The sequence below is a fragment of the Algibacter aquimarinus genome, assembly GCF_039543265.1.
In the GTDB taxonomy this organism is placed as follows: domain Bacteria; phylum Bacteroidota; class Bacteroidia; order Flavobacteriales; family Flavobacteriaceae; genus Algibacter_B; species Algibacter_B aquimarinus.
In genome coordinates this window covers 16,869-39,048 of record NZ_BAABJK010000003.1, presented here as the reverse complement: position 1 = coordinate 39,048, position 22,180 = coordinate 16,869, and the positions used below count along the sequence as shown (strand labels likewise).

Below are 22,180 nucleotides of genomic sequence, written 5' to 3'. Positions count from 1 at the left end.
TATTGTTTTTACTGGCAGTATTACAGTATTATACAAGTTTAAATTTCAATATTCACAACCTGTTCAATTTGAGGTGCGTATTTTTTTATTGTCATTTCAACACCAGATTTTAGCGTCATTTGATTAACACTACACCCAACACAAGCACCCTGCAACTGAACTTTAACTAAAGTATCGTTATCCTCAATAGATAATAACGAAATATCGCCACCATCACTTTGTAAAAACGGTCGAATTTCTTCTAGGGCTTTCTCTACGTTTAGTTTTATTTCTTCTGAACTCATATTCTATTTTTTTACTGCTGAACAACCAGCCATTGTTGTTATTTTAATGGCTTCTGTTGGTGGTAAATCGTCATTTCGTCTTACTACTTCTTGTACAACATTTTGTGTTAATTTTTCAAAGGCTTTTTCTAAAGGTGTAGCGGTTTGTAATGCCGCTGGACGACCAACATCACCAGCCTCTCGTATACTTTGCACCAAAGGTAACTGGCCTAGAAAAGGAACGTTTAAATCTTCTGCTAGATTTTTCGCTCCTTCTTTACCAAAAATATAATATTTATTATCTGGCAATTCGGCAGGTGTAAAGTAAGCCATATTTTCAATAATTCCTAAAACAGGTACATTAATACTGTCTTGTTGAAACATAGCTACACCTTTTTTAGCATCAGCTAATGCAACATTTTGTGGAGTACTTACAACCACAGCTCCCGTAATAGGTAAAGATTGCATAATACTTAAATGAATATCGCCTGTTCCAGGAGGCAAGTCTAATAATAGAAAATCTATTTCACCCCAATGGGCGTCAAAAATCATCTGGTTTAGAGCTTTTGCAGCCATAGGTCCACGCCAAACTACGGCTTGATTAGGTTGTGTAAAAAAACCAATAGATAATATTTTTACATTATAATTTTCTATCGGTTTCATTTTAGATTTACCTTCTATGTTTACTGCCAATGGTTTTTCTGCTTCCACATCAAACATAATAGGCATTGAAGGTCCATAAATATCGGCATCTAAAACTCCTACTTTAAACCCCATTTTTGAAAGAGTAACAGCTAAATTTGCTGTAACTGTAGATTTACCAACACCTCCTTTACCTGAGGCAACAGCTACTATATTTTTTATTCCAGGGATAGGATTCCCCTTTATAACATTTGCTTTGGGTTTAGCCGGAGCTTCAACTTTTACGTTTACGGTAATTTTGGCTTTTTCATAAACCTTTTCATGTATCGTTTTCAAAATATCAACCTCAGTACGTTTTTTTGCCTGTAAACTTGGGTTTTTAATTGTGATATCAACAATTACTTCATCGCCAAAAGTCATCACATTTTTTACCGCACCACTTTCAACCATATTTTGTCCTTCACCAGGAACTGTAATACTTTCAAGTGCTTTTAATATATCTTGTTTATTGAGCTTCATTTATTCAGATTAATTCTAAACAAAGATAATTAATATAGATAGAATTTTATAGTGCGCAGTAAGAACTTTTATTGATGTAGTTATTTGATTTTTTTATGAATTATAATTCCTCGGAAGGATCCCAATACACCTTGTCTAAATTCTGAATTTGATTTTCGATAACTGATACACCTTCGCTCTCTAAAAGTTGTTGCATTAAATTGGTCCCGTCAAAATGATGTTTGCCTGTTAAAAGTCCTTTTCTATTAACAACACGATGCGCAGGTACGTCTTTCCCACCAGAACCATTCATAGCATAACCAACCATACGTGCACTTCTTGCGGCCCCTAAATATTTTGCTATGGCACCATAACTTGTTACTCTGCCATGAGGTATTAATCGAGCAACCATGTAAACTTTATCAAAAAAATTAAGAGTTTCAGACTTCATTTTACAATTCTTTAATAATATTTATTAAAGTAACGATGGAAATTATTCCTGTAATGCCACCAATTACATAGTTCATGCTTTTTTGGGAAGTAAACTTTTTCTCTTTTATTCTATCAAAAAAGAAAATATACATGTAAAGCATTACAAAAGTTCCCATTGCTGTTCCTGAAACATAGGAAGCAATACTTATTTTATCAAACGCTAACCAACCAACAGAAGCTAGTGTAATTGTCATGTAAGCTTGATATGGTATTGGAAACATATTTATTGAAGACAAAAACATGCCTTGGAAAAACCGACTATGTTTACTTTTTATTTTAGGTTTAAGTTGAGATTTTGGTTGAGACTTAGCTACGAATAAAAAATAAATAGTAATTAACACAAAAATGACAAATGCCACTCTTTGAAGAATATCAATTACCTCTGGATGTTTACTTAAATACCTAGCAAAAATAGCTGCTATATATGTTTGAAAGATTACAATAACGCAAACACCTACAGAAAACAAAACACCTCTAACGTGGCCTTCTTTTAAGCTTATTTTGGCAGCTGTCATGTTTAACAGCCCTGGTGGAATTACTCCAACAAAAGCTACAATTAAGCCAATAAAAAATATGAAAGTTACATTCACTATTATTTTATTTTAAACCTAATATACGTAATTGGTTTGTTTTGCTCTAAATATTGCGATTCGTAAAAGGTTTGAATACTGGTAACTTCCTCTGGACTGCCCTCTTGTTTATATACATTGTGGTTAGCATACAATACTTCATGCCCTGCACCATGTAATAAACCAAGCGTGTAACCATGCATGAATTCACTATCTGTTTTTAAGTTAACAACACCTTCTGGTTTTAAAATAGTTTTGTACCGATTTAAAAATGTTGCATTTGTCATTCTATGTTTTGTGCGCTTGTATTTTATTTGAGGGTCTGGAAAAGTAATCCAAATTTCATCAACCTCATCTGTTGCAAATGCGTGGTCTATTAATTCAATTTGAGTTCTTAAAAAAGCTACGTTTGGTATATTCTCTTCAATAGCGGTTTTAGCACCTCTCCAAAAACGTGCCCCTTTAATGTCTATACCAATAAAATTTTTATTTGGATATTTTTTAGCCAAAGCAACTGAATATTCTCCTTTACCGCAACCTAATTCTAAAACTAACGGATTTTTATTTTTGAAAACTTCATGCTGCCAATTGCCTTTTAAATTGAAATTTGAATTTACTAGTTCATCTCGTGTTGGCTGAAATACATTTGAAAAAGTTTCATTTTCTCTAAAACGCCTAAGTTTATTTTTACTACCCACAGGTTATTTGCTAATGTATATTTTAATATTTGGTAAAATTAAGGAAATATACGAGAGCGTTTATATGCTTATCTTTGAATTTGGCAGAAATTTGTGATGTCTTAATTCTTAATGGTAAAGAAAAAAATATTAATAGCGCCTTTAAATTGGGGTTTAGGACATGCAACAAGAAGCATTCCTATAATTAAAGCTTTAATTGAAAATAACTTCCAACCAATTATTGCTTCTGATGGTGTTGCTTTAAATCTTTTACAAAAAGAATTTCCAGAACTACCTTTTATTGAGCTTCCGGCCTACAATGTTACTTACGCAAAAAAGGGAAAGTATTTTAAATTAAAACTATTAAAAGATTCACCTAAACTCCTTAAAGCAATAAAAGCAGAAAAAAAAGCAACCAAACAAATTTTAGAAAACGAAAATATTTCGGGAATCATTTCTGACAACAGACTGGGAGTACACAGTAAAAAAGTACCATCAATTTTCGTTACGCATCAATTAAATGTTTTAAGCGGAAAAACAACTTGGTTAAGCACAAAAATGCACTCAAGAATTATTAAAAAATTTAATACCTGTTGGGTTCCTGACGTAAAACAAGAGCCTAATTTAAGTGGAAAACTAGGACATCCAGATTATTTTGAAATTCCAACAGAATATATTGGCCCATTAAGCAGATTTGAAAATAAACAAGTTACCATCTCAAATGACATTTTGGTTTTAATTTCTGGTCCCGAACCTCAACGAACCCTACTACAAGAAAAGCTTTTAAAAACATTAAAGACTTACCAAGGAAAGGTGATTTTAGTAAAAGGTATTATGGAGCAAGAGCAAACCAAACAAGTTTTAGGTAACATGACTATCTATAATTTCATGACTTCAGAGTTACTCGAAAAAACAATTAATGAAAGTAATTTAGTTATTTCAAGATCTGGTTACACCACGGTTATGGATTTAGCCAAACTAAATAAAAAAGCATTTTTTATTCCCACACCAGGACAATTTGAACAAGAGTATTTAGCAAAACGATTAAATGAAAAAAACCTAGTACCAAGCTGCAATCAAGATGATTTCACTTTAGATAAACTGGATAATATTGATTCTTTTAAAGGCTTAAAATCTTTTGAATTTGAAGTAGATTTTAAGAAACTATTTAGCCTTTTCTAAGGTAAAAGAAAACTCACTACCTACACCATATTCACTTTCTACATAAATTTTTTCGTCGTGTGCTTCTATAATATGTTTTACTATTGAAAGCCCTAATCCAGAACCTCCTTCTTTGCGAGAACCACTTTTATCAACGCGATAAAAACGTTCAAATAAACGCGGTAGATGTTCGCTAGAAATACCTTCGCCATTATCTGTAACTCTAATAATAACTTTATTTTTTATAAGGTTTTCTATACTAATTTCAGTAGTACCTTTGTCTCGTCCATATTTTAATGAATTAACTATTAAATTGGCCAGAACTTGTTGAATACGCTCTTTATCTGCCTTTACCATTACCGGTTGTAAATAGTCCATATCAAAAGTAAGTGTGATTTTCTTTTTACTTGCTTTCATTTCAAGCATTTCAAAAACATTTTCAACTAACTCTACAATATCAAAAGCTTCAACTTTTAAACTTAAATCACCAACTTCTAATTTGGTAATCATATCTAAGTCTTTAATAATATAACCTAATCGCTCTATTCCTTTACTGGCTCTTTGCAAATACTTCTCCCGAATATTTTCATCATTCATAGCTCCGTCAAGCAATGTTAAAATATAACCTTGTACAGTAAATAAAGGGGTTTTTAATTCGTGAGATACATTACCTAGAAATTCTTTTCGATATTTTTCTCGAACTTTAAGAGTTTCAATTTCTATTTTCTTGTCTCTTGCAAATTTGTCTATTTCTTGAGTTAGGGTTCGCATATCTGTAGTGATAGCTCCTTTGGAAATACTGGCCGATTCTAAAAGTGTTAAATCATCATATATTTTTTTTACACGCCGATAAATAAATCTTTCAACCCTGTATTGTACTACTAAAAAAGAAAAAATATAGGTGCAAAAGAAAATCAATAATAAAATCCACCAAATAACATCAAAAAAGAAATATAAAAAAACGCTCATTAAGAGCGTTATATATATGGTAATATAAAACGAGGTGTTTATTGCAAACTTGTATGATTTTTTAAATTTTGTGTGCATTAGTCAACAAACTTGTAACCAACTCCTTTTACTGTTTTAAAGCTTTTGTCACCAAGTTTTTCTCGTAGTTTACGAATATGAACATCTATAGTTCTACCTCCTACAACAACTTCGTTACCCCAAACTGTATCTAGGATTTCGTCTCTTTTAAATACTTTTCCTGGTTTTGATGCTAACAAAGATAATAATTCAAATTCTTTTCTAGGAAGTACAATTTCCTTTCCTTTTGAAGTGATTTTGTACTCTTCTCTATTTATTTCTAAAGTTCCAATTTTAACAGTATTTACTAAATCTTCTTCTTTAAAACGTCGTAAAAGTGCTTTTACTTTACTTACCAAAACCTTTGGTTTTATTGGCTTAGTAATGTAATCATCTGCTCCAGCATCAAACCCAGCTACTTGCGAGTAATCTTCTCCTCTGGCAGTTAAAAAGGTAACAATAGTATTTTTTAAATCAGGATTTTTTCTAATTAACTCACAAGCTTCAATACCATCCATTTCTGGCATCATAACATCTAAAATAATTAAATGAGGAAGTTCTTTCTTGGCTTTTTTTACGCCTTCAATACCGTTTTCGGCAGTAATTACTTGATAACCTTCACTAGACAAATTATAACCTACAATCTCTAAGATATCAGGTTCATCATCAACTAATAATATTTTTATGTCCTTTTTTTTCATTGGTTAATTAAAATAAATCATATTTATTCTAGTAAATATAAAGCTAATAATATTGCTTTGATAAAATGCTAAAATAAATAACATTAAGGTAACAATCAACTTACAAGAATTTAACCTTTCGACAAATTACCTAAATCTTTAACACTTTTTTGGTATGACTATTGATGACTTTATAGTACTTTTACCTTGAATAACAAGAGATTATGGCAAAAAAATACTTTTTTATCTTATTGTTTCCCGTAGCTTTTTTGATTTCCCAACAAGGGTTCTCTCAAAATAGCTATACAGATAATCCTATACAAAAGAGTATTGAAGATTTATCTATTTACCCCAACCCTGTTACTAACGGTAAGACCTTTATATATATTACATCAAAAAAAAATCTAACAAAAAATGTTGAGTTTTTTAATGTTTTAGGAAAACGTATTTTTTCTACGGAAATTACAGGTAAAGAAATAAACATAGCCAACTTAAGTAAAGGCGTTTATGTTTTAAAAATAACTGAAAACGATGTTAGCGAAACACGAAAACTAGTTGTAAAATAACTTTTATTAACAATATTCAAAAGCGTTACTTTAATCCGGTAGCGCTTTTTTTATATACTTTTGTTTCTTTATTTGTTTTATGATCGACATAAATTCTATTTTTAATATAAAAAATCAAGAAGAGTTTGAAGCCTTAGCATTACAAATTTTTAATTTTCAATTTGAAAACAATAATGTTTATAGGTCTTTTTGCGATTTATTATATAGACATCCAAGCGATGTAAAAACTATAAAAGATATTCCTTATTTACCTATTCAGTTTTTTAAATCACACCAAATACTTAGCTCTAAAGATTCTATTAAAGTAACATTTTCAAGTTCTGGAACAACAGGAAGTATAACTAGTAAACATCATGTAACAGACTTAGATATTTATAAACAAAGTTTTATTAAAGGGTTTTATAATTTCTATGGAAATATTGAAGATTATGTTGTTCTTGCTTTACTACCATCTTATCTAGAGCGCGAAGGCTCATCATTAGTATACATGGTTAATGATATGATATCTCGATCTAAACATAAGGAAAGAGGATTTTATTTAAACAATTTAACCGAATTAAAAAACACACTAATAAAACTTAATTCTGAAGGAAAAAAAGTATTGTTAATAGGTGTTTCTTTTGCACTATTAGATTTAATTGAAACTTATAAATTCCAGCTAAGAAACACCATAATAATGGAAACAGGTGGTATGAAAGGTAGAAGAAAAGAGCTTATTAGAGAAGAACTTCATAAACAACTAAAGGAAGGTTTTGGTGTTGACAAAATACATAGTGAATATGGTATGACGGAACTCTTAAGTCAAGCATATTCAAAAGGAAATGGTGTTTTTAATACTCCCAAATGGATGAAAGTATTAATACGAGATACTGAAGATGCATTAACCATGAATTTTTGTGGAAAAGCTGGAGGAATAAATATAATTGACCTAGCTAACATAAATTCATGTTCATTTATTGCTACTCAAGATTTAGGTAGAGTTTATGAAAATAATTCGTTCGAAATTATTGGTCGCTTTGATAATTCAGACATAAGAGGTTGTAATTTAATGGTTCTTTAAAGCGTTAAGTTTTAAATTTCTTTACGACCTAATAAATATGAAAAAATCAATTTTATTATTTCTACTTATTTCCTCTACATATTTATATTCTCAAACTGATGATTATAATACAAAAAAAGGATTTGCCGCCAATGGCTACGATGTAGTTGCCTATTTTAAAAATGAAGCTTCTGAAGGAAACAAAAAAAACATTTTTGAATATGATGGCGTTAAATACAAATTTGTTTCTAAAGAAAACTTAAACACATTTAAAACCAGTCCTGAAAAGTACATTCCGGAATATGGTGGATATTGCGCTTATGCCGTTGCACTAAAAAATAGTAAAGTATCAATAAATCCAGAAAGTTTTCAAATAACAGACGGTAAATTATATCTTTTTTATAATGCTTGGGGCACAAATACATTGGAATTATGGCAAAAAGAAGATGAGTCGCTTTTAATACAAAAGGCAAATAAAAACTGGGAAAAAATAAAATTTAAAAAATAATTATACTTTTTGTAAGATTTGAATAAGTGTTTCGACAAAAACCTTAACTATGAAAAAGAAAAATTAGTTTAGTTTAGTTTAGTTAGTTGGTTAATAAAAAGCTTGAGTTGGTTACTCAAGCTTTTATCTTTTTATTTAATTCTTAAAACAAAATAGTTTTTTTTACCGCGCTGTAGCAATACAAACTTATTGTTAATTAAATCTTTTAAGGTAATTTTATAATCGTCTTTTACCTTTTCTTTATTTACAGAAATTGAATTTTCTTTTAATGCTCGTCTTGCTTCTCCATTTGATTTTAGAAACCCTCCTTTTTCAGCTAGTGCAGCAATAATATCAAGTTCATTTTCAATGTCAGATAGGTTAATTTCTGTTTGAGGAACACCATCAAAAACATCTAAAAATGTTTGTTCGTCAAGTTGTTTTAAATCATCGCTAGTCGATTTTCCAAATAGAATATTGCTTGCTTTTATAGCGTTATCTAAATCTTGTTTTGAATGTACCATTAAAGTAATTTCTTCCGCTAATCGCTTTTGTAAGACACGTAAATGTGGTGCTTCTTGATGCTCTTTTATTAAACTAGTTATTTCAGATTCGTCTAAAAAAGTGAAAATTTTAATATACTTCTCAGCGTCCTCATCACTAGAATTTAACCAATATTGATAGAATTTGTATGGAGATGTTCTTTTTGCATCTAACCAAACATTTCCTCCTTCAGATTTCCCAAATTTAGACCCATCAGATTTTGTAATTAATGGACATGTAATGGCAAATCCTTTTCCGCTGTCAATTCTTCGAATAAGTTCTGTTCCTGTTGTAATATTACCCCATTGATCGCTTCCTCCCATTTGTATAGAGCAATCTTTTTCTTTGTATAAATGAAGAAAATCATACCCTTGTACTAATTGATAAGTAAACTCGGTAAAACTCATACCTTCTGTAGACTCTGAAGAAATTCTATTTTTCACTGAGTCCTTTGCCATCATATAATTAACAGTAACGTGTTTACCAACATCACGAATAAATTCTAGGAATGAAAAATCTTTCATCCAATCGTAATTATTTACAAGAATTGCAGCATTTTCAGCGTTACTTTCAAAATCCAAAAAATGAGCTAATTGATTTTTTATAGCATCTTGATTGTGTCTTAAGGTTTTTTCATCTAATAAATTTCGTTCATTCGATTTACCTGAAGGATCACCAATCATTCCAGTTGCACCACCAACTAAAGCTACTGGTCTATGGCCGCAACGTTGGTAATGTGCTAATAACATTATGGGTACTAGGTTTCCAATATGTAAAGAATCAGCGGTTGGATCAAAACCTACATAAGCACTTCGCATGCTTTCCATTAAGTGCTCTTCAACACCGGGCATTACTGTGTGTATCATGCCTCTCCATGTTAGTTCTTCAACAAAATTCTTTATCATTATTCTATTATTTAGTAATCTTTGGCAAATATAAAAATACGTATAGAATTACTCGTGATTTATGAATAATTCTTTACTTTAGTTCTATGATTTTAGTAACTGGAAGTACAGGTTTAGTAGGTTCACATTTGCTTTATAAATTAGCAAATAAGAAGGAAAAAGTTAGAGCTATTTATAGAACAAAACGAAAACTAAACAACGTTAAAAATGTATTTTCAACCTACACTAAAGATTACAAAAATCTTTATGATTCTATTGAATGGATACAAGCCGATATTTTAGATATTCCTACATTAAATGAAGCTTTTAATAATGTAACGCATGTGTATCATTGTGCTGCTTTTGTATCTTTTGAGCCCGATAAATATCAACTATTACGCAGAACTAATATTGAAGGCACTGCAAATATTGTTAATTTATGTATTGCAAATTCGGTAACAAAACTTTGTTATGTTAGCTCCATAGCTACACTTGGCACCGAGTTAAACAGTAAACCAATTACGGAAAGTACTGATTGGAATCCTGAAGCCGATAATAACGTTTATGCTATAACTAAATATGGTGCCGAAATGGAAGTTTGGCGCGGAACCCAAGAAGGAATTGATGCTGTAATTGTAAATCCTGGTGTTATTTTAGGCTCTGGAATATGGAGATACGGAAGTGGAAGTTTATTCAAAAAAGCAAAAAAAGGCCTTAAATACTATACATCCGGCACTATAGCTTTAGTTTCTGTAGAAGACGTAATTTCAATTATGGTAGCTCTTTTAAATAGCCCAATTAAAAATGAGCGCTTTATTTTGGTAGCAGAAAACTGGACTTATAAAGACTTTTTACAAACCTTAGCGACATCAGTTGGAAGTAAGAAGCCAAAAAAAATGGCTTCTAAAAAATTACTACAGATAGCTTGGAGATTAGACTGGTTAAAAACAAAAATTACAGGTAAAAGAAGATTACTTACTAAGCAAATTGTAAATTCTTTATCTACAGAAACGGAATACAGCAATAATAAAATAAAAGAAACTTTAAACTATACTTTTAAAGATGTTAATGAAAGTATTATTGAGATTGGAAAACAGTATCAGAAACAGGAGTAATAAGTTTTACTCGCTCTAACTTATTTTTTAAAAGCGTTTTACTGAGAGAGTCGATGTTTATATTAGTTTTTAATGAATCTTGGTATTTAATAATACCCAAAGAATCCTTTATTTGCTCAATGGCTTTAATTGAATCTCTTTTTCTTTTTGCTTTAGCTTCCTCTTCTTCCTTAATTTCTAAGTCTTTATAAATATCTTTTAATTTTTCTAAGCTATCCTTAACCCTACCATAAATTTCTTCGTACTCTTTTACATAAAAAGAATAGTAGTTATTACTTTGTGCAAACTGCAAACTATCAATATTATGCTTTGAGAAAACATAAGTTTCTGCATTAATATTATTTTTATCAATAGCTTCTTTATCAATAGTATTTATAGACGCTACTAGCTTAACATCGATTAAAACATCTACCATTTTATCTTTAGATATTAAATCCTTTGGTTTATCTGGTTTTTCATATTGATAACAAGCAGTCATCAATAAAACAAGCATAAAAAATATTATTAATCGTTTTACAATCATCTATTAAAAGTTAATCTTTTAGCAGCTTTTACATCTGTAAATTTAGCGTTCTGGTAAACTAAACTTCCATTTAAAAAAGTATGCGTAATTCTAGACTTAAACGTAGTTCCTTCAAAAGGAGACCAACCGCATTTATATAGAATATTGTCTTTATTTACGGTCCAAGGATTATTTAAATCTACTAAAACTAAATCTGCAAAATATCCTGGTTTTATATACCCTCTTTTCTCTACTTGAAATAATATAGCTGGGTTATGACACATTTTTTCGACAATTTTCTCAATTGAGATTTTTCCTTTATGATACATTTCCAACATAGCAGGAATTGCGTGTTGTACCAAAGGCCCTCCTGAAGGTGCACTTGTATAAACGTTATTTTTCTCTTCAATAGTATGTGGAGCATGGTCTGTTGCAATTACATCAATTCTATCGTCAAGTAAAGCTTTCCATAATTGGGTTCTATCTTTTTCAGTTTTTACTGCTGGATTCCACTTTATAAATGTTCCTTTTTTATCATAGTCTTCATCATTAAACCAAAGATGATGTATGCAAACTTCAGCTGTTATTTTTTTATCCTTCAAAGGAATTTTATTGGAAAATAAATTTGTTTCTTTTCCTGTAGATAGATGAAAAACATGCAGTCTTGCTCCAGTTTTCTTTGCTAACTCTATAGCTTTTGATGACGATAAATAACAAGCTTCCTCACTTCTTATAATTGGATGATATTTTATAGGAATATCGTCTCCAAACTTATCTACATGTTCTTGAAAATTCTTTCTAATTGTTGCTTCATCTTCACAATGTACAGAAATAACCATATCTGTACTTTTAAAAATTTTCTCTAAAACTTTAGGGTCATCAACCAACATATTTCCTGTTGAAGAACCTAAAAACAACTTTAAACCAGCAACTGATTTAGAATCTACTTTTAAAATTTCATCTAAATTATCATTTGTGCCCCCAAACATGAATGAATAATTTGCAGATGATGTTTTTGCAGCTATTTCAAACTTTTCTTCAAGTTTTTCAACTGTAGTAGTTTGTGGATTTGTGTTAGGCATTTCAATAAAAGAGGTAATACCTCCAGCTAATGCTGCTCTAGATTCGGTAGCAATATTGGCTTTATGTGTTAATCCTGGTTCCCTAAAATGTACCTGGTCATCAATAGCACCTGGTAAAATATATTTACCTTCTGCATCAATGACATGAACATCTGCAGATTTTGCGCTTATTGAATCTTTAATCTCTTTTATTAACTCACCCTCTATTAGTATATCGCCTTTAAAAACCGAACCTTCGTTTACAATATTCGCGTTTTTTATAAGTGTCGTTTTCTGTTTCATGTGTCTATTTTATTAATTCTTAACGGTCACATGCGACTCGTTATTAATCATTCCATTATTTGATGATATTATAAACATACTCCTTTAATCATCATTATTTTTTCTTGAAAAGACTTTTTAATTTCATTGAAATAACTCCAAAAATGGCTTCAGAAATTATTCCAGAACTTAACTTTGACTCCCCTTTTGTTCTATCTGTAAATATTACTGGTACTTCTGTAATGGTAAACTTTTTTAAATATGCCTTAAATTTCATTTCTATTTGAAAGGCATAGCCTATAAATTTTATACTATTTAAATCTATAGCTTCTAAAACATGCCTTTTGTAACAAACAAAACCAGCGGTAGTATCGTGTATTCTCATACCTGTAATAACACGAACATATTTAGACGCTAAATAAGACATAAGCACTCTACTCATTGGCCAATTTACAACATTAACTCCCGTCGCATATCTAGAACCTATTGATAAATCTGCACCACCAATAGAACATGCATTATATAGTTTTATTAAATCTTTTGGATTATGTGAAAAATCAGCATCCATCTCAAAAATATAATCATACTTTTTTTCTAAACACCATTTAAACCCATGAATATATGCCGTTCCCAACCCAGATTTTATTTTACGAACCTCTAAAAATAAACGATTTGAGAAATCTTTTTGAAGCTCTTTAACTTTTAAAGCTGTTAAATCTGGAGAATTGTCATCTACAACTAAAATATGAATATCATCAGATTGAGAAAACACAGCCTTTACAATAGCCTCGATATTTTCTATCTCGTTATATGTTGGAATAATAACTATGGTTTTCTCCATGCAACAATTTTAGTGAAAACGAATAAATTTTAGCAAATGTACATTATTTCAAAGATAATTTTTTCTTAATTTTCCTTAATAATTATAGCTTCATTGTTAATATTTTATAATAATTTTATCTGATGATTCGAGATATCCCTTCAAATGAATTATTTACCATTTTATTAGTAGTATGCCTTGTTATTGTAGCTATAGCAAAATTAGCTACTCCAAAACGGTTCGAAGACTTTTTATTCGTTTTAGGAAACTCTAAATACCTTAAAATTTATTCCAGAGAACAAAAATTTTTCGATAAGTTTGACGCCTTACTTTTTGGAAATTTAATTATTTGCTTAACTATTTTTTGTTTTATAGTTTACCAAAAAACATCAAGCTATAGAGAAGCAGATATTAATATGCTCTTTAAATTACTAATTGGTATTGGAGCTTTCATATTAATAAAAGTACTTATTGAGCGGTTAATTGGAAGTCTTTTTGAAATCGATAAATTAATTGACCAATACTTATTCCAAAAAATAAGTTACAAAAACTATTTAGGGCTCATTTTATTGCCAATAAATGCCATTTTACTATTTAGTATACAAGATTCTTTAAATTTAGTTTATGTTTTCATTACTATACTCTTAACAGTAAATATTATAGGGCTAATAACTTCATTTAAAACACATCAAAGTTTAATAAAAAACAACTTTTTTTATTTTATTTTGTATCTTTGCGCTCTCGAAATCGCACCCTACACCATTTTGTATAAGGTATTTTTTTCGTAAAAAGATAAATTATCACAGCTTATGAAAGTGAAAACCATTTTAGTATCTCAGCCAGAACCTAAAATAGAGAACTCTCCTTATTTTGATTTAGAGGAAAAACAAAAGGTTAAAATTGACTTTAGGCCTTTTATTCATGTTGAAGGCGTAGATGCAAAAGAAATAAGACATCAAAAAATAGATTTAAATAATTATACGGCTATTATACTTACAAGTAGAAATGCCGTAGATCATTTTTTTAGAGTTGCTGAAGAAATGCGTTTTAAAGTTCCAGATGCGATGAAATATTTTTGTCAATCTGAGGCTGTTGCTTACTATTTGCAAAAATATGTAGTATACAGAAAACGAAAAATTTATGTTGGTAAGCGTACTTTTGCAGAATTATCTCCTCTTATTAAAAAATATAAGGATGAAAAATTTCTTTTACCAACTACCGACAAACTAAAACCTCTAGTACCAACTACATTAGATGGTTTAGGAGTTGATTGGAAACAAGCTACATTTTACAAAACAGTTGTTAGCGATCTTTCTGATTTAGCAAATGTTTACTATGATGTTTTAGTCTTCTTTAGTCCTTCTGGAATTGAATCTTTATTTCAAAACTTTCCAGATTTTAAACAAAATGAAACTAGAATTGCTGTATTTGGAAACACGACTATTAAAGCAGTTGAAGAAAAAGGACTACGTGTTGATATTGCTGCACCAACACCTGAAACGCCATCAATGACAATGGCTCTACAAAAATATATTGATAAAGTTAATAAGGGAAAATAATTCTCTAAATAAAATAATCAAAAAAGCCCGATTTTATTAAAATCGGGCTTTTTGTTTTAATGTGCGTATCGTTGTGGACCGCCTCGTCTAATTTCTTCAGAGCAATGCTCTTCAAACTTTTTAAAGTTTTCTCTAAAAGCATTCGTTAACTTAAAAGCTGTTTTATAGTAAGCTTCATCATCATTCCAAGTAGCTCTTGGGCTTAATACACTTGTTGGAACACCAGGGCAAGTTCTTGGTTGTGCCACACCAAATACAGAATGTATATGGTAATCATCATAATTATATAAGCCCAAATCGCCATTTAAAACAGCGTTAATCATAGCTCGTGTGTATTTTAATTTCATACGCGTTCCAACACCATAAGGACCACCTGTCCAACCTGTGTTTACTAACCAAACATTTACACCAGCATCAATCATTTTTTTGCTTAACATTTCTGCATATTTGGATGGATGCAATGGCATAAAAGGCGCTCCAAAACATGCTGAAAATGATGGTTGAGGCTCTTTAACACCAGCTTCTGTTCCTGCTACTTTTGCAGTATAACCAGATATAAAATGATATGCGGCTTGACTGGGCGTTAGCTTTGAGATTGGTGGAATAACTCCAAAAGCATCAGCAGTTAAAAAGAAAATATTTTTTGGATTTTTTCCTATTGATGGTTTTTGGATATTTTCAATATGATGTATAGGGTAGCTAACTCGTGTATTTTGAGTAATGGATGTATTAGCAAATTCTACATCACCATTTTCATCTAAAATGACATTTTCAAGTATGGCACCTCTTTTAATAGCATCATAAATCTCTGGCTCGTTATCTCTAGATAAGTTTATCACTTTTGCATAACAACCGCCTTCAAAATTAAAAACCGTGTTTTCGTTAGTCCATCCATGCTCATCATCACCAATTAAACTTCTATTTGGGTCTGTAGAAAGTGTTGTTTTACCAGTACCTGAAAGACCAAAGAAAATAGCTGTATCACCTGCCTTACCAACGTTAGCACTACAATGCATTGGTAATGTTTTTTTATAAACTGGGAGTATAAAATTTAATGCAGAAAAAATCCCCTTTTTTATTTCTCCTGTATACCCTGTACCACCAATTAGTGCTATTTTTTTAGTAAAATTTAAAATTGCAAAATTATGCTGACGTGTACCATCAATTTCTGAATCTGCCATAAAACCAGGAGCATTTACTACGGTCCATTCTGGATCAAAATTTTCTAACTCCGCCTCTGTTGGCCTCAAAAACATATTATATGCAAATTGATTACTCCAAGAGTATTCATTTATAACACGAATATTTAACTTGTAATTTTCATCTGCACAAGCATAACTATCTCTAACAAAAACCTCTTTTCCTGAAAGATATTCAGTTACTTTTTTATATAATGAATTAAACTTATCGGCTTCAAATGGAATATTAATATCTCCCCACCAAATAAGATCTTTGGTTATATCATCCTTTACAATAAACCTATCTTTAGGAGAGCGCCCTGTAAACTCCCCAGTATTAACAGCTAAAGCACCTGACGATGCTTCAACACCTTGCCCTTTTTTAATAGTTATTTTGTGTAATTCTTCTGGTGATAATTGATATTGTACTTTAGCATTTTTAATGCCATATTGCTCTAACGAAATCGTTTTCGTAAACTGGGTGTAATTTTCCATAAAATGATGTAAAATTGTTTATTATACAAAATTAAAATAATTATTTTAAGTATATCATAATTATACCACCTTTTTAGATGAAATCTTTATGAAATCGATAAACAATAAAATCCATGCAAGAATTAACGATAAACCACCAATGGGTGTGACAAACCCTATGGATTTAAAATTAAATGCAGACAACTCATTTGTGGCTAATCCGTAAATTGAACCAGAGAATAAAATAAGTCCAACAACCACTAAATAGTAAACTATTCTTTTAGTTTTTTGTTGAATTAAATCTGTGCTTCCAACAAAAAGTAATACTAGCGCATGATACATTTGATATTTTACACCAGTCTCAAAAGTTTGTTGAGATTCTATGGAAATTAATTCCTTTAAACCATGTGCACCAAAAGCGCCAAAAACAACACTTGTTAAACCTAAAATTGAAGCAGTAATTAATATGATTTTATTCATTTTTTGTAAATTATTCTCAATAAATTGTTTTTGTTTTTATTAATTTCGAAAAACAAAAGTTTTATTTCTTGTTTATTTCACATGTAACAAAATTACTCAACTAAATTCAATATGCGAAAAATTTTAGTGATTGGTTCTGGAAAATCTTCCTCTTATTTATTAAAATATTTATCAGAAAAAGCTGTTTCAGAAAAACTACATATTACGGTTGGAGACATACATCTTGAAAACGTTAATAAACTAATTAAAAACTCAAAAAACGTCAATACCATTTCACTGGATGTTTTTAACGCATCTTCTCGTTCTGAGGTAATAAAAAATGCAGATATAGTAGTATCTATGCTACCTGCAAGATTTCATATAGAAGTAGCTAAAGATTGTGTTTTGTATGGCAAACATATGGTTACTGCATCATATGTAAGTAAGGAAATGCAAAACCTTAATGACGACGCCGTAAAAAAGGGCGTTATTTTAATGAACGAAATTGGAGTAGATCCGGGCATAGATCATATGAGTGCTATGCAAGTTCTAAATCGTGTAAGAGAAGATGGAGGCAATATTATTTTATTTGAATCCTTTACTGGCGGACTAGTTGCTCCAGAAAGCGACAATAATCTTTGGAATTATAAATTTACTTGGAATCCTAGAAATGTTGTTACTGCGGGACAAGGTGGAGCTGCTAAATTTCTACAAGAGGGCACTTATAAATATATTCCATACAATAGACTTTTTAGAAGAACTGAATTCTTAGACATAGAAAATTTTGGGCGTTTTGAGGTTTACGCTAATCGTGATTCTTTAAAATACCAAAGTGTTTATGGTTTAAATAATATAAAAACGCTGTATAGAGGTACTATGCGTCGTGTTGGATTTAGTAGAGCTTGGAATATTTTTGTAACTCTAGGAATGACTGATGATAGCTACACAATTGATGATAGCGAAAATATGAGTTATCGCGATTTTGTAAACGCTTTTTTACCTTATAGTCCATCAGACTCAGTTGAATTAAAGCTGAGACATGCCTTAAAAATAGATCAGGATGATATTGTTTGGGATAAATTAGTAGAGTTAGACATTTTCAATGCAAATAAAAGAGTAAAACTTCAAAAAGCAACGCCTGCTCAAATACTTCAAAAAATATTAATGGATAGCTGGACATTAGCAGAAAGCGATAAAGATATGATTGTTATGTATCATAAATTTGGTTACGAAAAAGATGGCAAAAAACATCAAATTGATGCTAATATGGTTGTTTTAGGCGAAGACCAAACTTACACAGCAATGGCAAAAACAGTAGGCTTACCTGTGGCCATGGCTACATTAGCTATTTTAAATGGAAAAATTAATACACCGGGCGTACAAATACCCATAACTAAAGAAGTTTATGAACCCATTTTAAACGAACTTAAAGATTTTAATATTTCATTTAACGAAAAAGAAGTACCTTACTTAGGGTATAATCCTTTGAATAATTAATTTTTAAGATTTACTAATAATTTCCATCAATCTTTACCACAACAAAACCCATACACGACTTTTTGTGAATTTTTCTTATTTGTTTATTAACTGACTCTGTTTTACTTTCAAATCAAAATCAAATACCTATTTTTGTATTACAAACCGAAACTATTCTTAAAAAACGATGTCTAAAAACAAAACTATCACCATAGATGGTATTGATAAAAAAATACTGCGTGCTTTAATGGACGATGCTAGAATTCCTATTTTAGAAATAGCACGAAATATCGATATTTCTGGAGCTGCAATTCACCAGCGAATTAGAAAACTTGAAAAATCTGGCCTAATCTCTGGCTCCAAATTTATAATAGACCCCAAAGTATTAGGTTATAAAACCGTTGCTTTTATTGGTGTTTATTTAGATAAAGCCATTCAAAATCCAGAAGCTATAAAACAATTAAAAAAAGTGCCTGAGGTTTTAGAATGCCACTATACTACTGGAAACTGGAATGTTCTAATTAAGATATTGTGTAAAGATAATGCTCATTTAATGCATTTACTTAATAACGAAATACAGACCATTTCGGGTGTTTCTAGAACGGAAACTTTTATATCTTTAGATCAACAAATTGATAGACAAATAACTATTTAAAGTTAAACATCAGTTATTCAATTAATCTAAATAACCATTTTTATTAAGCAACCTTTTTAAAAGATTGTATCTAATTCATGGTATCATTTTTGCTACTAACTGCAAAATAACTTTAAACTAAAATCATGAAGAAAACTTACGTATTACTATTTGTCTCTATTTTATTTTCATTTTCATCATTTTCGCAAGAAAAAACTAAAACTGATAATAATACTTCTGAAAACTTTAACGAAATTAAGCTAAACGGACTTTATCTTGTTCTTGGAGCTTTTGATATAACTTACGAACGTACTATCAATGAAGAATCTGCTTTTGGTCTAAATGTATTTTTACCATTTGATGACGATGTAAACGACGATGTGAATTATTATATTTCGCCGTATTACCGTTTTTATTTCGGCAAAAAATATGCTGCAGGTTTCTTTTTAGAAGGATTTGGAATGTTAAATTCTACAAATGATTTTAGATTTACGGATGTGTTTGACGTTTCCACCAGACAGGAAAAAATCACCGACTTTGCGCTTGGTATTGGCTTAGGTGGTAAATGGATTACCAATAGTGGATTTATTGGTGAGCTAAATTTAGGTGTTGGTAGAAACCTTTTTAATAGCGATAGATATGATTACGAAATTATTGCTAAAATAGGTATTACTTTTGGCTACCGTTTTTAGTTAAATAAATACATAAATTTAAAAACCTTCAAGTTTTAGACCTTGAAGGTTTTTTATGTTTACATTTTCATCAACCAAGATCGAACATCTACTTCTTGCTTAATAATTTCTCTTAAGTCTTCAATATTAACTCGTTCTTGAGCCATTGTATCCCTATGACGAATGGTTACCATTTTATCATCTAAAGACTCATGATCTACTGTTATACAAAATGGTGTTCCGTTTGCATCTTGTCTTCTATAACGTCTTCCAACGGCATCTTTTTCATCATAAATGACATTAAAATCCCATTTTAAATCTTCAATGATTTTACGTGCAATTTCTGGCAAACCATCTTTCTTAACCAATGGTAAAACTGCAGCTTTTACAGGAGCTAAAACACTTGGCAATTTTAATACGGTTCTAGTAGTTCCATTTTCCAGTGCTTCTTCTTGTAAAGAGTTTGAGAAAACGGCTAAAAACATTCTGTCTAGACCTATTGAAGTTTCTAACACATAAGGTGTGTAGCTTGAATTATCTGCATGATCGAAATACTGAAGTTTTTTTCCAGAGTGTTCTTCATGAGCTTTTAAATCAAAATCTGTGCGCGAGTGTATACCTTCTAATTCTTTAAATCCAAATGGGAATTTAAACTCTATATCTGAGGCAGCATCAGCATAATGCGCTAGTTTTTCATGGTCATGAAAACGGTAATTATCAGCTCCCATCCCTAAACTTAAATGCCATTTCATTCTCGCTTCTTTCCAATATTCATACCATTTTTGCTGCGTTCCAGGTTTAATAAAAAATTGCATTTCCATTTGTTCAAACTCACGCATTCTAAAGATAAATTGTCTAGCTACAATTTCATTTCTGAACGCTTTTCCTGTTTGCGCAATACCAAAAGGAATTTTCATTCTACCTGTTTTCTGTACATTTAAAAAGTTTACGAAAATACCTTGTGCAGTTTCTGGTCTTAAATATAAATCCATAGCAGATTCAGCAGAAGCGCCTAATTTTGTACCAAACATTAAATTAAACTGTTTAACATCAGTCCAATTTTTACTTCCTGTTAATGGGTCGGCAATTCCCAGTTCTTCAATTAAAGCCTTTACATCAGCTAAATCTTCATTTTCTAAAGATTTTGCCATTCTAGAAAGCGTAGTATTTATTTTTTCTTGATATCCTAAAACACGCCCGTTTGTAGATACAAATTCTTCTTTATTAAAGGCATCACCAAAACGTTTTGCTGCTTTAGCAACTTCTTTATCAATTTTAGCTTCAATTTTAGCACAATAATCTTCTATTAAAACGTCTGCTCTGTATCGCTTTTTGGAGTCTTTATTATCAATTAACGGGTCGTTAAAAGCATCTACGTGACCAGAAGCTTTCCAAGTTGTTGGGTGCATAAATATAGCAGCATCAATACCTACTATATTTTCATTCATTTGCACCATGGCTTTCCACCAATAGTCGCGTATGTTTTTCTTTAATTCTGCTCCGTTTTGCGCGTAATCGTATACTGCACTTAAACCATCGTATATTTCACTGCTTTGAAATACGTAACCATATTCCTTAGCATGCGATATAACCTTCTTAAATTGATCATCTTGATTTGCCATGGTGCAAAAATAAAAAACCACCTCAAACTAACATCTTGTTTATCAAAAAATAAGTGCGAATTCTTTATTTTTTTAATTAAGTTTACAAGACTTCATTTTATTACAGATGTTAAAAGCTTTAATCAATTTATTCTTTCCTAAAGTTTGTTACGCTTGCTTAAATTTATTGGGCGATAATGAAAACACTATTTGTGTAGATTGCAGGAACGATTTACCTGTTACAAACTTTCATTTTGAAAATAACGATACGGTAAAAAAAGTACTTTACGGTCGCGTTAAAATTGAACACGCTACAGCTTTATTTCGCTTTGAAAAAAAAGGACTTGTTCAACAACTTATTCATGGGTTAAAGTATAAAAACTATGAAAACATAGGTTTTATTTTAGGAAACTGGTTGGGTAACGAATTACGTGAAATTGATGATTACAACAGTATTGATATTGTTATTCCTGTGCCACTGCATAAAAAAAAATTAAAAAAACGTGGCTACAATCAAGTTGCCAAATTCGGACAACAAATATCCAGAGCTTTAAACACTGAGTACAGAGACGACATACTTGTTAAAATAACAAATAACAAGTCGCAATCAAAAAAAGGCAGATTAGCGCGTTGGATTAATAGTGAAGAATTATTTGCAATTAAAAACATAGAATCCATTGAAAATAAACATATTCTTTTGGTTGACGATATCATAACCACTGGCGCAACTTTAGAAGCCTGTTCAAATGTTTTAAACCAGGCAAAAAATGTAAAAATTAGTATTGCAACCATGGCAATAGCATAATAATCTCGTCGTTATA

The 22,180-nt window shown here is 30.6% G+C and carries 25 protein-coding genes; 11 read left to right on the top strand and 14 right to left on the bottom strand.

Annotation, left to right across the window (positions count from 1 at the left end; all coding sequences use genetic code 11):
- Window positions 1–38: 38 nt before the first annotated feature.
- The 5 genes from ABD939_RS02375 to trmB all read right to left on the bottom strand — a co-directional run bounded on the left by ABD939_RS02375 (window position 39) and on the right by trmB (window position 3,162).
- Entirely contained in the window at window positions 39–284 is a 246-nt protein-coding gene (locus ABD939_RS02375) for a NifU family protein (protein ID WP_345164137.1), read from the bottom strand.
- A gap of 3 nt (window positions 285–287) precedes the next feature.
- Window positions 288–1,424 carry an Mrp/NBP35 family ATP-binding protein gene (locus tag ABD939_RS02370; RefSeq protein WP_345164136.1) on the bottom strand — a complete coding sequence of 379 codons (1,137 nt, stop codon included), beginning with the start codon at window positions 1,422–1,424 and terminating at the stop codon, window positions 288–290.
- A 100-nt stretch (window positions 1,425–1,524) separates the two neighbouring features.
- The gene (locus tag ABD939_RS02365) at window positions 1,525–1,854 is read right to left on the bottom strand and encodes an MGMT family protein (RefSeq protein WP_345164135.1); all 330 of its coding nucleotides are present in this window, start codon (window positions 1,852–1,854) and stop codon (window positions 1,525–1,527) included.
- 1 nt (window position 1,855) lies between these two features.
- Window positions 1,856–2,485 (bottom strand): LysE family transporter, encoded by a 630-nt coding sequence (locus ABD939_RS02360; protein WP_345164134.1) that lies wholly within the window; start codon window positions 2,483–2,485, stop codon window positions 1,856–1,858.
- Between the two features lie 2 nt (window positions 2,486–2,487).
- Complete coding sequence (trmB, locus tag ABD939_RS02355) at window positions 2,488–3,162, bottom strand: tRNA (guanosine(46)-N7)-methyltransferase TrmB (protein WP_345164133.1); 675 nt, start codon at window positions 3,160–3,162, stop codon at window positions 2,488–2,490.
- A gap of 111 nt (window positions 3,163–3,273) precedes the next feature.
- Between trmB and ABD939_RS02350 the strand changes: the two genes are divergently transcribed.
- Window positions 3,274–4,323, top strand: a complete 1,050-nt coding sequence (locus tag ABD939_RS02350) for a glycosyltransferase (protein WP_345164131.1) — start codon at window positions 3,274–3,276, stop codon at window positions 4,321–4,323.
- On the opposite strand, the gene ABD939_RS02345 is transcribed toward ABD939_RS02350, so the two are convergent.
- Window positions 4,306–5,349 (bottom strand): sensor histidine kinase, encoded by a 1,044-nt coding sequence (locus ABD939_RS02345; protein ID WP_345164129.1) that lies wholly within the window; start codon window positions 5,347–5,349, stop codon window positions 4,306–4,308. The genes ABD939_RS02350 and ABD939_RS02345 overlap by 18 nt on opposite strands.
- Complete coding sequence (locus ABD939_RS02340; RefSeq protein WP_345164127.1) at window positions 5,349–6,029, bottom strand: response regulator transcription factor; 681 nt, start codon at window positions 6,027–6,029, stop codon at window positions 5,349–5,351. The genes ABD939_RS02345 and ABD939_RS02340 overlap by 1 nt, the downstream gene beginning before the upstream one ends.
- A 203-nt stretch (window positions 6,030–6,232) precedes the next feature.
- On the opposite strand from ABD939_RS02340, the gene ABD939_RS02335 reads away from it, so the two are divergent.
- The 3 genes from ABD939_RS02335 to ABD939_RS02325 all read left to right on the top strand — a co-directional run bounded on the left by ABD939_RS02335 (window position 6,233) and on the right by ABD939_RS02325 (window position 8,121).
- Window positions 6,233–6,574: a T9SS type A sorting domain-containing protein gene (locus ABD939_RS02335; protein ID WP_345164125.1), complete on the top strand. Its 342-nt coding sequence runs from the start codon at window positions 6,233–6,235 to the stop codon at window positions 6,572–6,574.
- Between the two features lie 79 nt (window positions 6,575–6,653).
- Window positions 6,654–7,634, top strand: coding sequence for a LuxE/PaaK family acyltransferase (locus ABD939_RS02330; protein ID WP_345164123.1), 981 nt, complete (start codon window positions 6,654–6,656; stop codon window positions 7,632–7,634).
- Between the two features lie 37 nt (window positions 7,635–7,671).
- Entirely contained in the window at window positions 7,672–8,121 is a 450-nt protein-coding gene (locus ABD939_RS02325) for a YHS domain-containing (seleno)protein (protein WP_345164122.1), read from the top strand.
- A 131-nt stretch (window positions 8,122–8,252) separates the two neighbouring features.
- Here the strand turns inward: ABD939_RS02325 and tyrS are convergent, their stop codons facing one another.
- On the bottom strand, window positions 8,253–9,548 hold the full coding sequence (gene tyrS, locus ABD939_RS02320; RefSeq protein WP_345164120.1) for a tyrosine--tRNA ligase: 1,296 nt from the start codon (window positions 9,546–9,548) through the stop codon (window positions 8,253–8,255).
- An 86-nt stretch (window positions 9,549–9,634) separates the two neighbouring features.
- Here tyrS and ABD939_RS02315 point away from each other — a divergent pair, with 86 nt between their 5' ends.
- Complete coding sequence (locus tag ABD939_RS02315) at window positions 9,635–10,642, top strand: NAD-dependent epimerase/dehydratase family protein (protein WP_345164118.1); 1,008 nt, start codon at window positions 9,635–9,637, stop codon at window positions 10,640–10,642.
- Here the strand turns inward: ABD939_RS02315 and ABD939_RS02310 are convergent.
- The 3 genes from ABD939_RS02310 to ABD939_RS02300 form a co-directional block, all read right to left on the bottom strand.
- Complete coding sequence (locus tag ABD939_RS02310) at window positions 10,605–11,135, bottom strand: DUF4296 domain-containing protein (RefSeq protein WP_345164116.1); 531 nt, start codon at window positions 11,133–11,135, stop codon at window positions 10,605–10,607. The genes ABD939_RS02315 and ABD939_RS02310 overlap by 38 nt on opposite strands.
- A 26-nt stretch (window positions 11,136–11,161) precedes the next feature.
- Window positions 11,162–12,508, bottom strand: a complete 1,347-nt coding sequence (locus tag ABD939_RS02305) for a dihydroorotase (protein WP_345164114.1) — start codon at window positions 12,506–12,508, stop codon at window positions 11,162–11,164.
- A gap of 94 nt (window positions 12,509–12,602) precedes the next feature.
- Window positions 12,603–13,328, bottom strand: coding sequence for a polyprenol monophosphomannose synthase (locus ABD939_RS02300; protein ID WP_345164112.1), 726 nt, complete (start codon window positions 13,326–13,328; stop codon window positions 12,603–12,605).
- Between the two features lie 122 nt (window positions 13,329–13,450).
- On the opposite strand from ABD939_RS02300, the gene ABD939_RS02295 reads away from it, so the two are divergent.
- Complete coding sequence (locus ABD939_RS02295; protein WP_345164110.1) at window positions 13,451–14,095, top strand: DUF4271 domain-containing protein; 645 nt, start codon at window positions 13,451–13,453, stop codon at window positions 14,093–14,095.
- Between the two features lie 21 nt (window positions 14,096–14,116).
- Window positions 14,117–14,866 carry a uroporphyrinogen-III synthase gene (locus tag ABD939_RS02290; protein ID WP_345164107.1) on the top strand — a complete coding sequence of 250 codons (750 nt, stop codon included), beginning with the start codon at window positions 14,117–14,119 and terminating at the stop codon, window positions 14,864–14,866.
- Window positions 14,867–14,922: 56 nt separating this feature from the next.
- Here ABD939_RS02290 and pckA read toward each other — a convergent pair whose 3' ends face one another.
- Together pckA and ABD939_RS02280 are read right to left on the bottom strand one after the other, a co-directional pair.
- A complete protein-coding gene (gene pckA / locus ABD939_RS02285; protein ID WP_345164105.1) occupies window positions 14,923–16,539 on the bottom strand; it encodes a phosphoenolpyruvate carboxykinase (ATP) in 1,617 nt (538 codons plus the stop codon).
- Window positions 16,540–16,599: 60 nt separating this feature from the next.
- Window positions 16,600–16,998, bottom strand: a complete 399-nt coding sequence (locus ABD939_RS02280; protein WP_345164103.1) for a DUF423 domain-containing protein — start codon at window positions 16,996–16,998, stop codon at window positions 16,600–16,602.
- A gap of 111 nt (window positions 16,999–17,109) precedes the next feature.
- Here ABD939_RS02280 and ABD939_RS02275 point away from each other — a divergent pair, with 111 nt between their 5' ends.
- The 3 genes from ABD939_RS02275 to ABD939_RS02265 all read left to right on the top strand — a co-directional run bounded on the left by ABD939_RS02275 (window position 17,110) and on the right by ABD939_RS02265 (window position 19,779).
- The gene (locus ABD939_RS02275) at window positions 17,110–18,474 is read left to right on the top strand and encodes a saccharopine dehydrogenase family protein (RefSeq protein WP_345164101.1); all 1,365 of its coding nucleotides are present in this window, start codon (window positions 17,110–17,112) and stop codon (window positions 18,472–18,474) included.
- Window positions 18,475–18,640: 166 nt separating this feature from the next.
- Window positions 18,641–19,108, top strand: coding sequence for an Lrp/AsnC family transcriptional regulator (locus ABD939_RS02270; RefSeq protein ID WP_345164099.1), 468 nt, complete (start codon window positions 18,641–18,643; stop codon window positions 19,106–19,108).
- 125 nt (window positions 19,109–19,233) lie between these two features.
- Complete coding sequence (locus tag ABD939_RS02265; protein ID WP_345164097.1) at window positions 19,234–19,779, top strand: DUF3575 domain-containing protein; 546 nt, start codon at window positions 19,234–19,236, stop codon at window positions 19,777–19,779.
- A gap of 59 nt (window positions 19,780–19,838) precedes the next feature.
- Here ABD939_RS02265 and ABD939_RS02260 read toward each other — a convergent pair whose 3' ends face one another.
- Window positions 19,839–21,380: a glycine--tRNA ligase gene (locus tag ABD939_RS02260; RefSeq protein ID WP_345164095.1), complete on the bottom strand. Its 1,542-nt coding sequence runs from the start codon at window positions 21,378–21,380 to the stop codon at window positions 19,839–19,841.
- A 106-nt stretch (window positions 21,381–21,486) separates the two neighbouring features.
- Between ABD939_RS02260 and ABD939_RS02255 the strand changes: the two genes are divergently transcribed.
- Complete coding sequence (locus ABD939_RS02255) at window positions 21,487–22,164, top strand: ComF family protein (protein WP_345164093.1); 678 nt, start codon at window positions 21,487–21,489, stop codon at window positions 22,162–22,164.
- Window positions 22,165–22,180: the final 16 nt, after the last annotated feature.

Excerpts from the sequence above, each read along its gene's own strand:
- ABD939_RS02375 (WP_345164137.1), bottom strand. The coding sequence starts at position 284 with ATGAGTTCAGAAGAAATAAAACTAAACGTAGAGAAAGCCCTAGAAGAA.
- ABD939_RS02370 (WP_345164136.1), bottom strand. The coding sequence starts at position 1,424 with ATGAAGCTCAATAAACAAGATATATTAAAAGCACTTGAAAGTATTACA.
- ABD939_RS02365 (WP_345164135.1), bottom strand. The coding sequence starts at position 1,854 with ATGAAGTCTGAAACTCTTAATTTTTTTGATAAAGTTTACATGGTTGCT.
- ABD939_RS02350 (WP_345164131.1), top strand. The coding sequence starts at position 3,274 with ATGGTAAAGAAAAAAATATTAATAGCGCCTTTAAATTGGGGTTTAGGA.
- ABD939_RS02345 (WP_345164129.1), bottom strand. The coding sequence starts at position 5,349 with ATGCACACAAAATTTAAAAAATCATACAAGTTTGCAATAAACACCTCG.
- ABD939_RS02340 (WP_345164127.1), bottom strand. The coding sequence starts at position 6,029 with ATGAAAAAAAAGGACATAAAAATATTATTAGTTGATGATGAACCTGAT.
- ABD939_RS02335 (WP_345164125.1), top strand. The coding sequence starts at position 6,233 with ATGGCAAAAAAATACTTTTTTATCTTATTGTTTCCCGTAGCTTTTTTG.
- ABD939_RS02330 (WP_345164123.1), top strand. The coding sequence starts at position 6,654 with ATGATCGACATAAATTCTATTTTTAATATAAAAAATCAAGAAGAGTTT.
- ABD939_RS02325 (WP_345164122.1), top strand. The coding sequence starts at position 7,672 with ATGAAAAAATCAATTTTATTATTTCTACTTATTTCCTCTACATATTTA.
- tyrS (WP_345164120.1), bottom strand. The coding sequence starts at position 9,548 with ATGATAAAGAATTTTGTTGAAGAACTAACATGGAGAGGCATGATACAC.
- ABD939_RS02315 (WP_345164118.1), top strand. The coding sequence starts at position 9,635 with ATGATTTTAGTAACTGGAAGTACAGGTTTAGTAGGTTCACATTTGCTT.
- ABD939_RS02310 (WP_345164116.1), bottom strand. The coding sequence starts at position 11,135 with ATGCTTGTTTTATTGATGACTGCTTGTTATCAATATGAAAAACCAGAT.
- ABD939_RS02305 (WP_345164114.1), bottom strand. The coding sequence starts at position 12,508 with ATGAAACAGAAAACGACACTTATAAAAAACGCGAATATTGTAAACGAA.
- ABD939_RS02300 (WP_345164112.1), bottom strand. The coding sequence starts at position 13,328 with ATGGAGAAAACCATAGTTATTATTCCAACATATAACGAGATAGAAAAT.
- ABD939_RS02295 (WP_345164110.1), top strand. The coding sequence starts at position 13,451 with ATGATTCGAGATATCCCTTCAAATGAATTATTTACCATTTTATTAGTA.
- ABD939_RS02290 (WP_345164107.1), top strand. The coding sequence starts at position 14,117 with ATGAAAGTGAAAACCATTTTAGTATCTCAGCCAGAACCTAAAATAGAG.
- pckA (WP_345164105.1), bottom strand. The coding sequence starts at position 16,539 with ATGGAAAATTACACCCAGTTTACGAAAACGATTTCGTTAGAGCAATAT.
- ABD939_RS02280 (WP_345164103.1), bottom strand. The coding sequence starts at position 16,998 with ATGAATAAAATCATATTAATTACTGCTTCAATTTTAGGTTTAACAAGT.
- ABD939_RS02275 (WP_345164101.1), top strand. The coding sequence starts at position 17,110 with ATGCGAAAAATTTTAGTGATTGGTTCTGGAAAATCTTCCTCTTATTTA.
- ABD939_RS02270 (WP_345164099.1), top strand. The coding sequence starts at position 18,641 with ATGTCTAAAAACAAAACTATCACCATAGATGGTATTGATAAAAAAATA.
- ABD939_RS02265 (WP_345164097.1), top strand. The coding sequence starts at position 19,234 with ATGAAGAAAACTTACGTATTACTATTTGTCTCTATTTTATTTTCATTT.
- ABD939_RS02260 (WP_345164095.1), bottom strand. The coding sequence starts at position 21,380 with ATGGCAAATCAAGATGATCAATTTAAGAAGGTTATATCGCATGCTAAG.
- ABD939_RS02255 (WP_345164093.1), top strand. The coding sequence starts at position 21,487 with ATGTTAAAAGCTTTAATCAATTTATTCTTTCCTAAAGTTTGTTACGCT.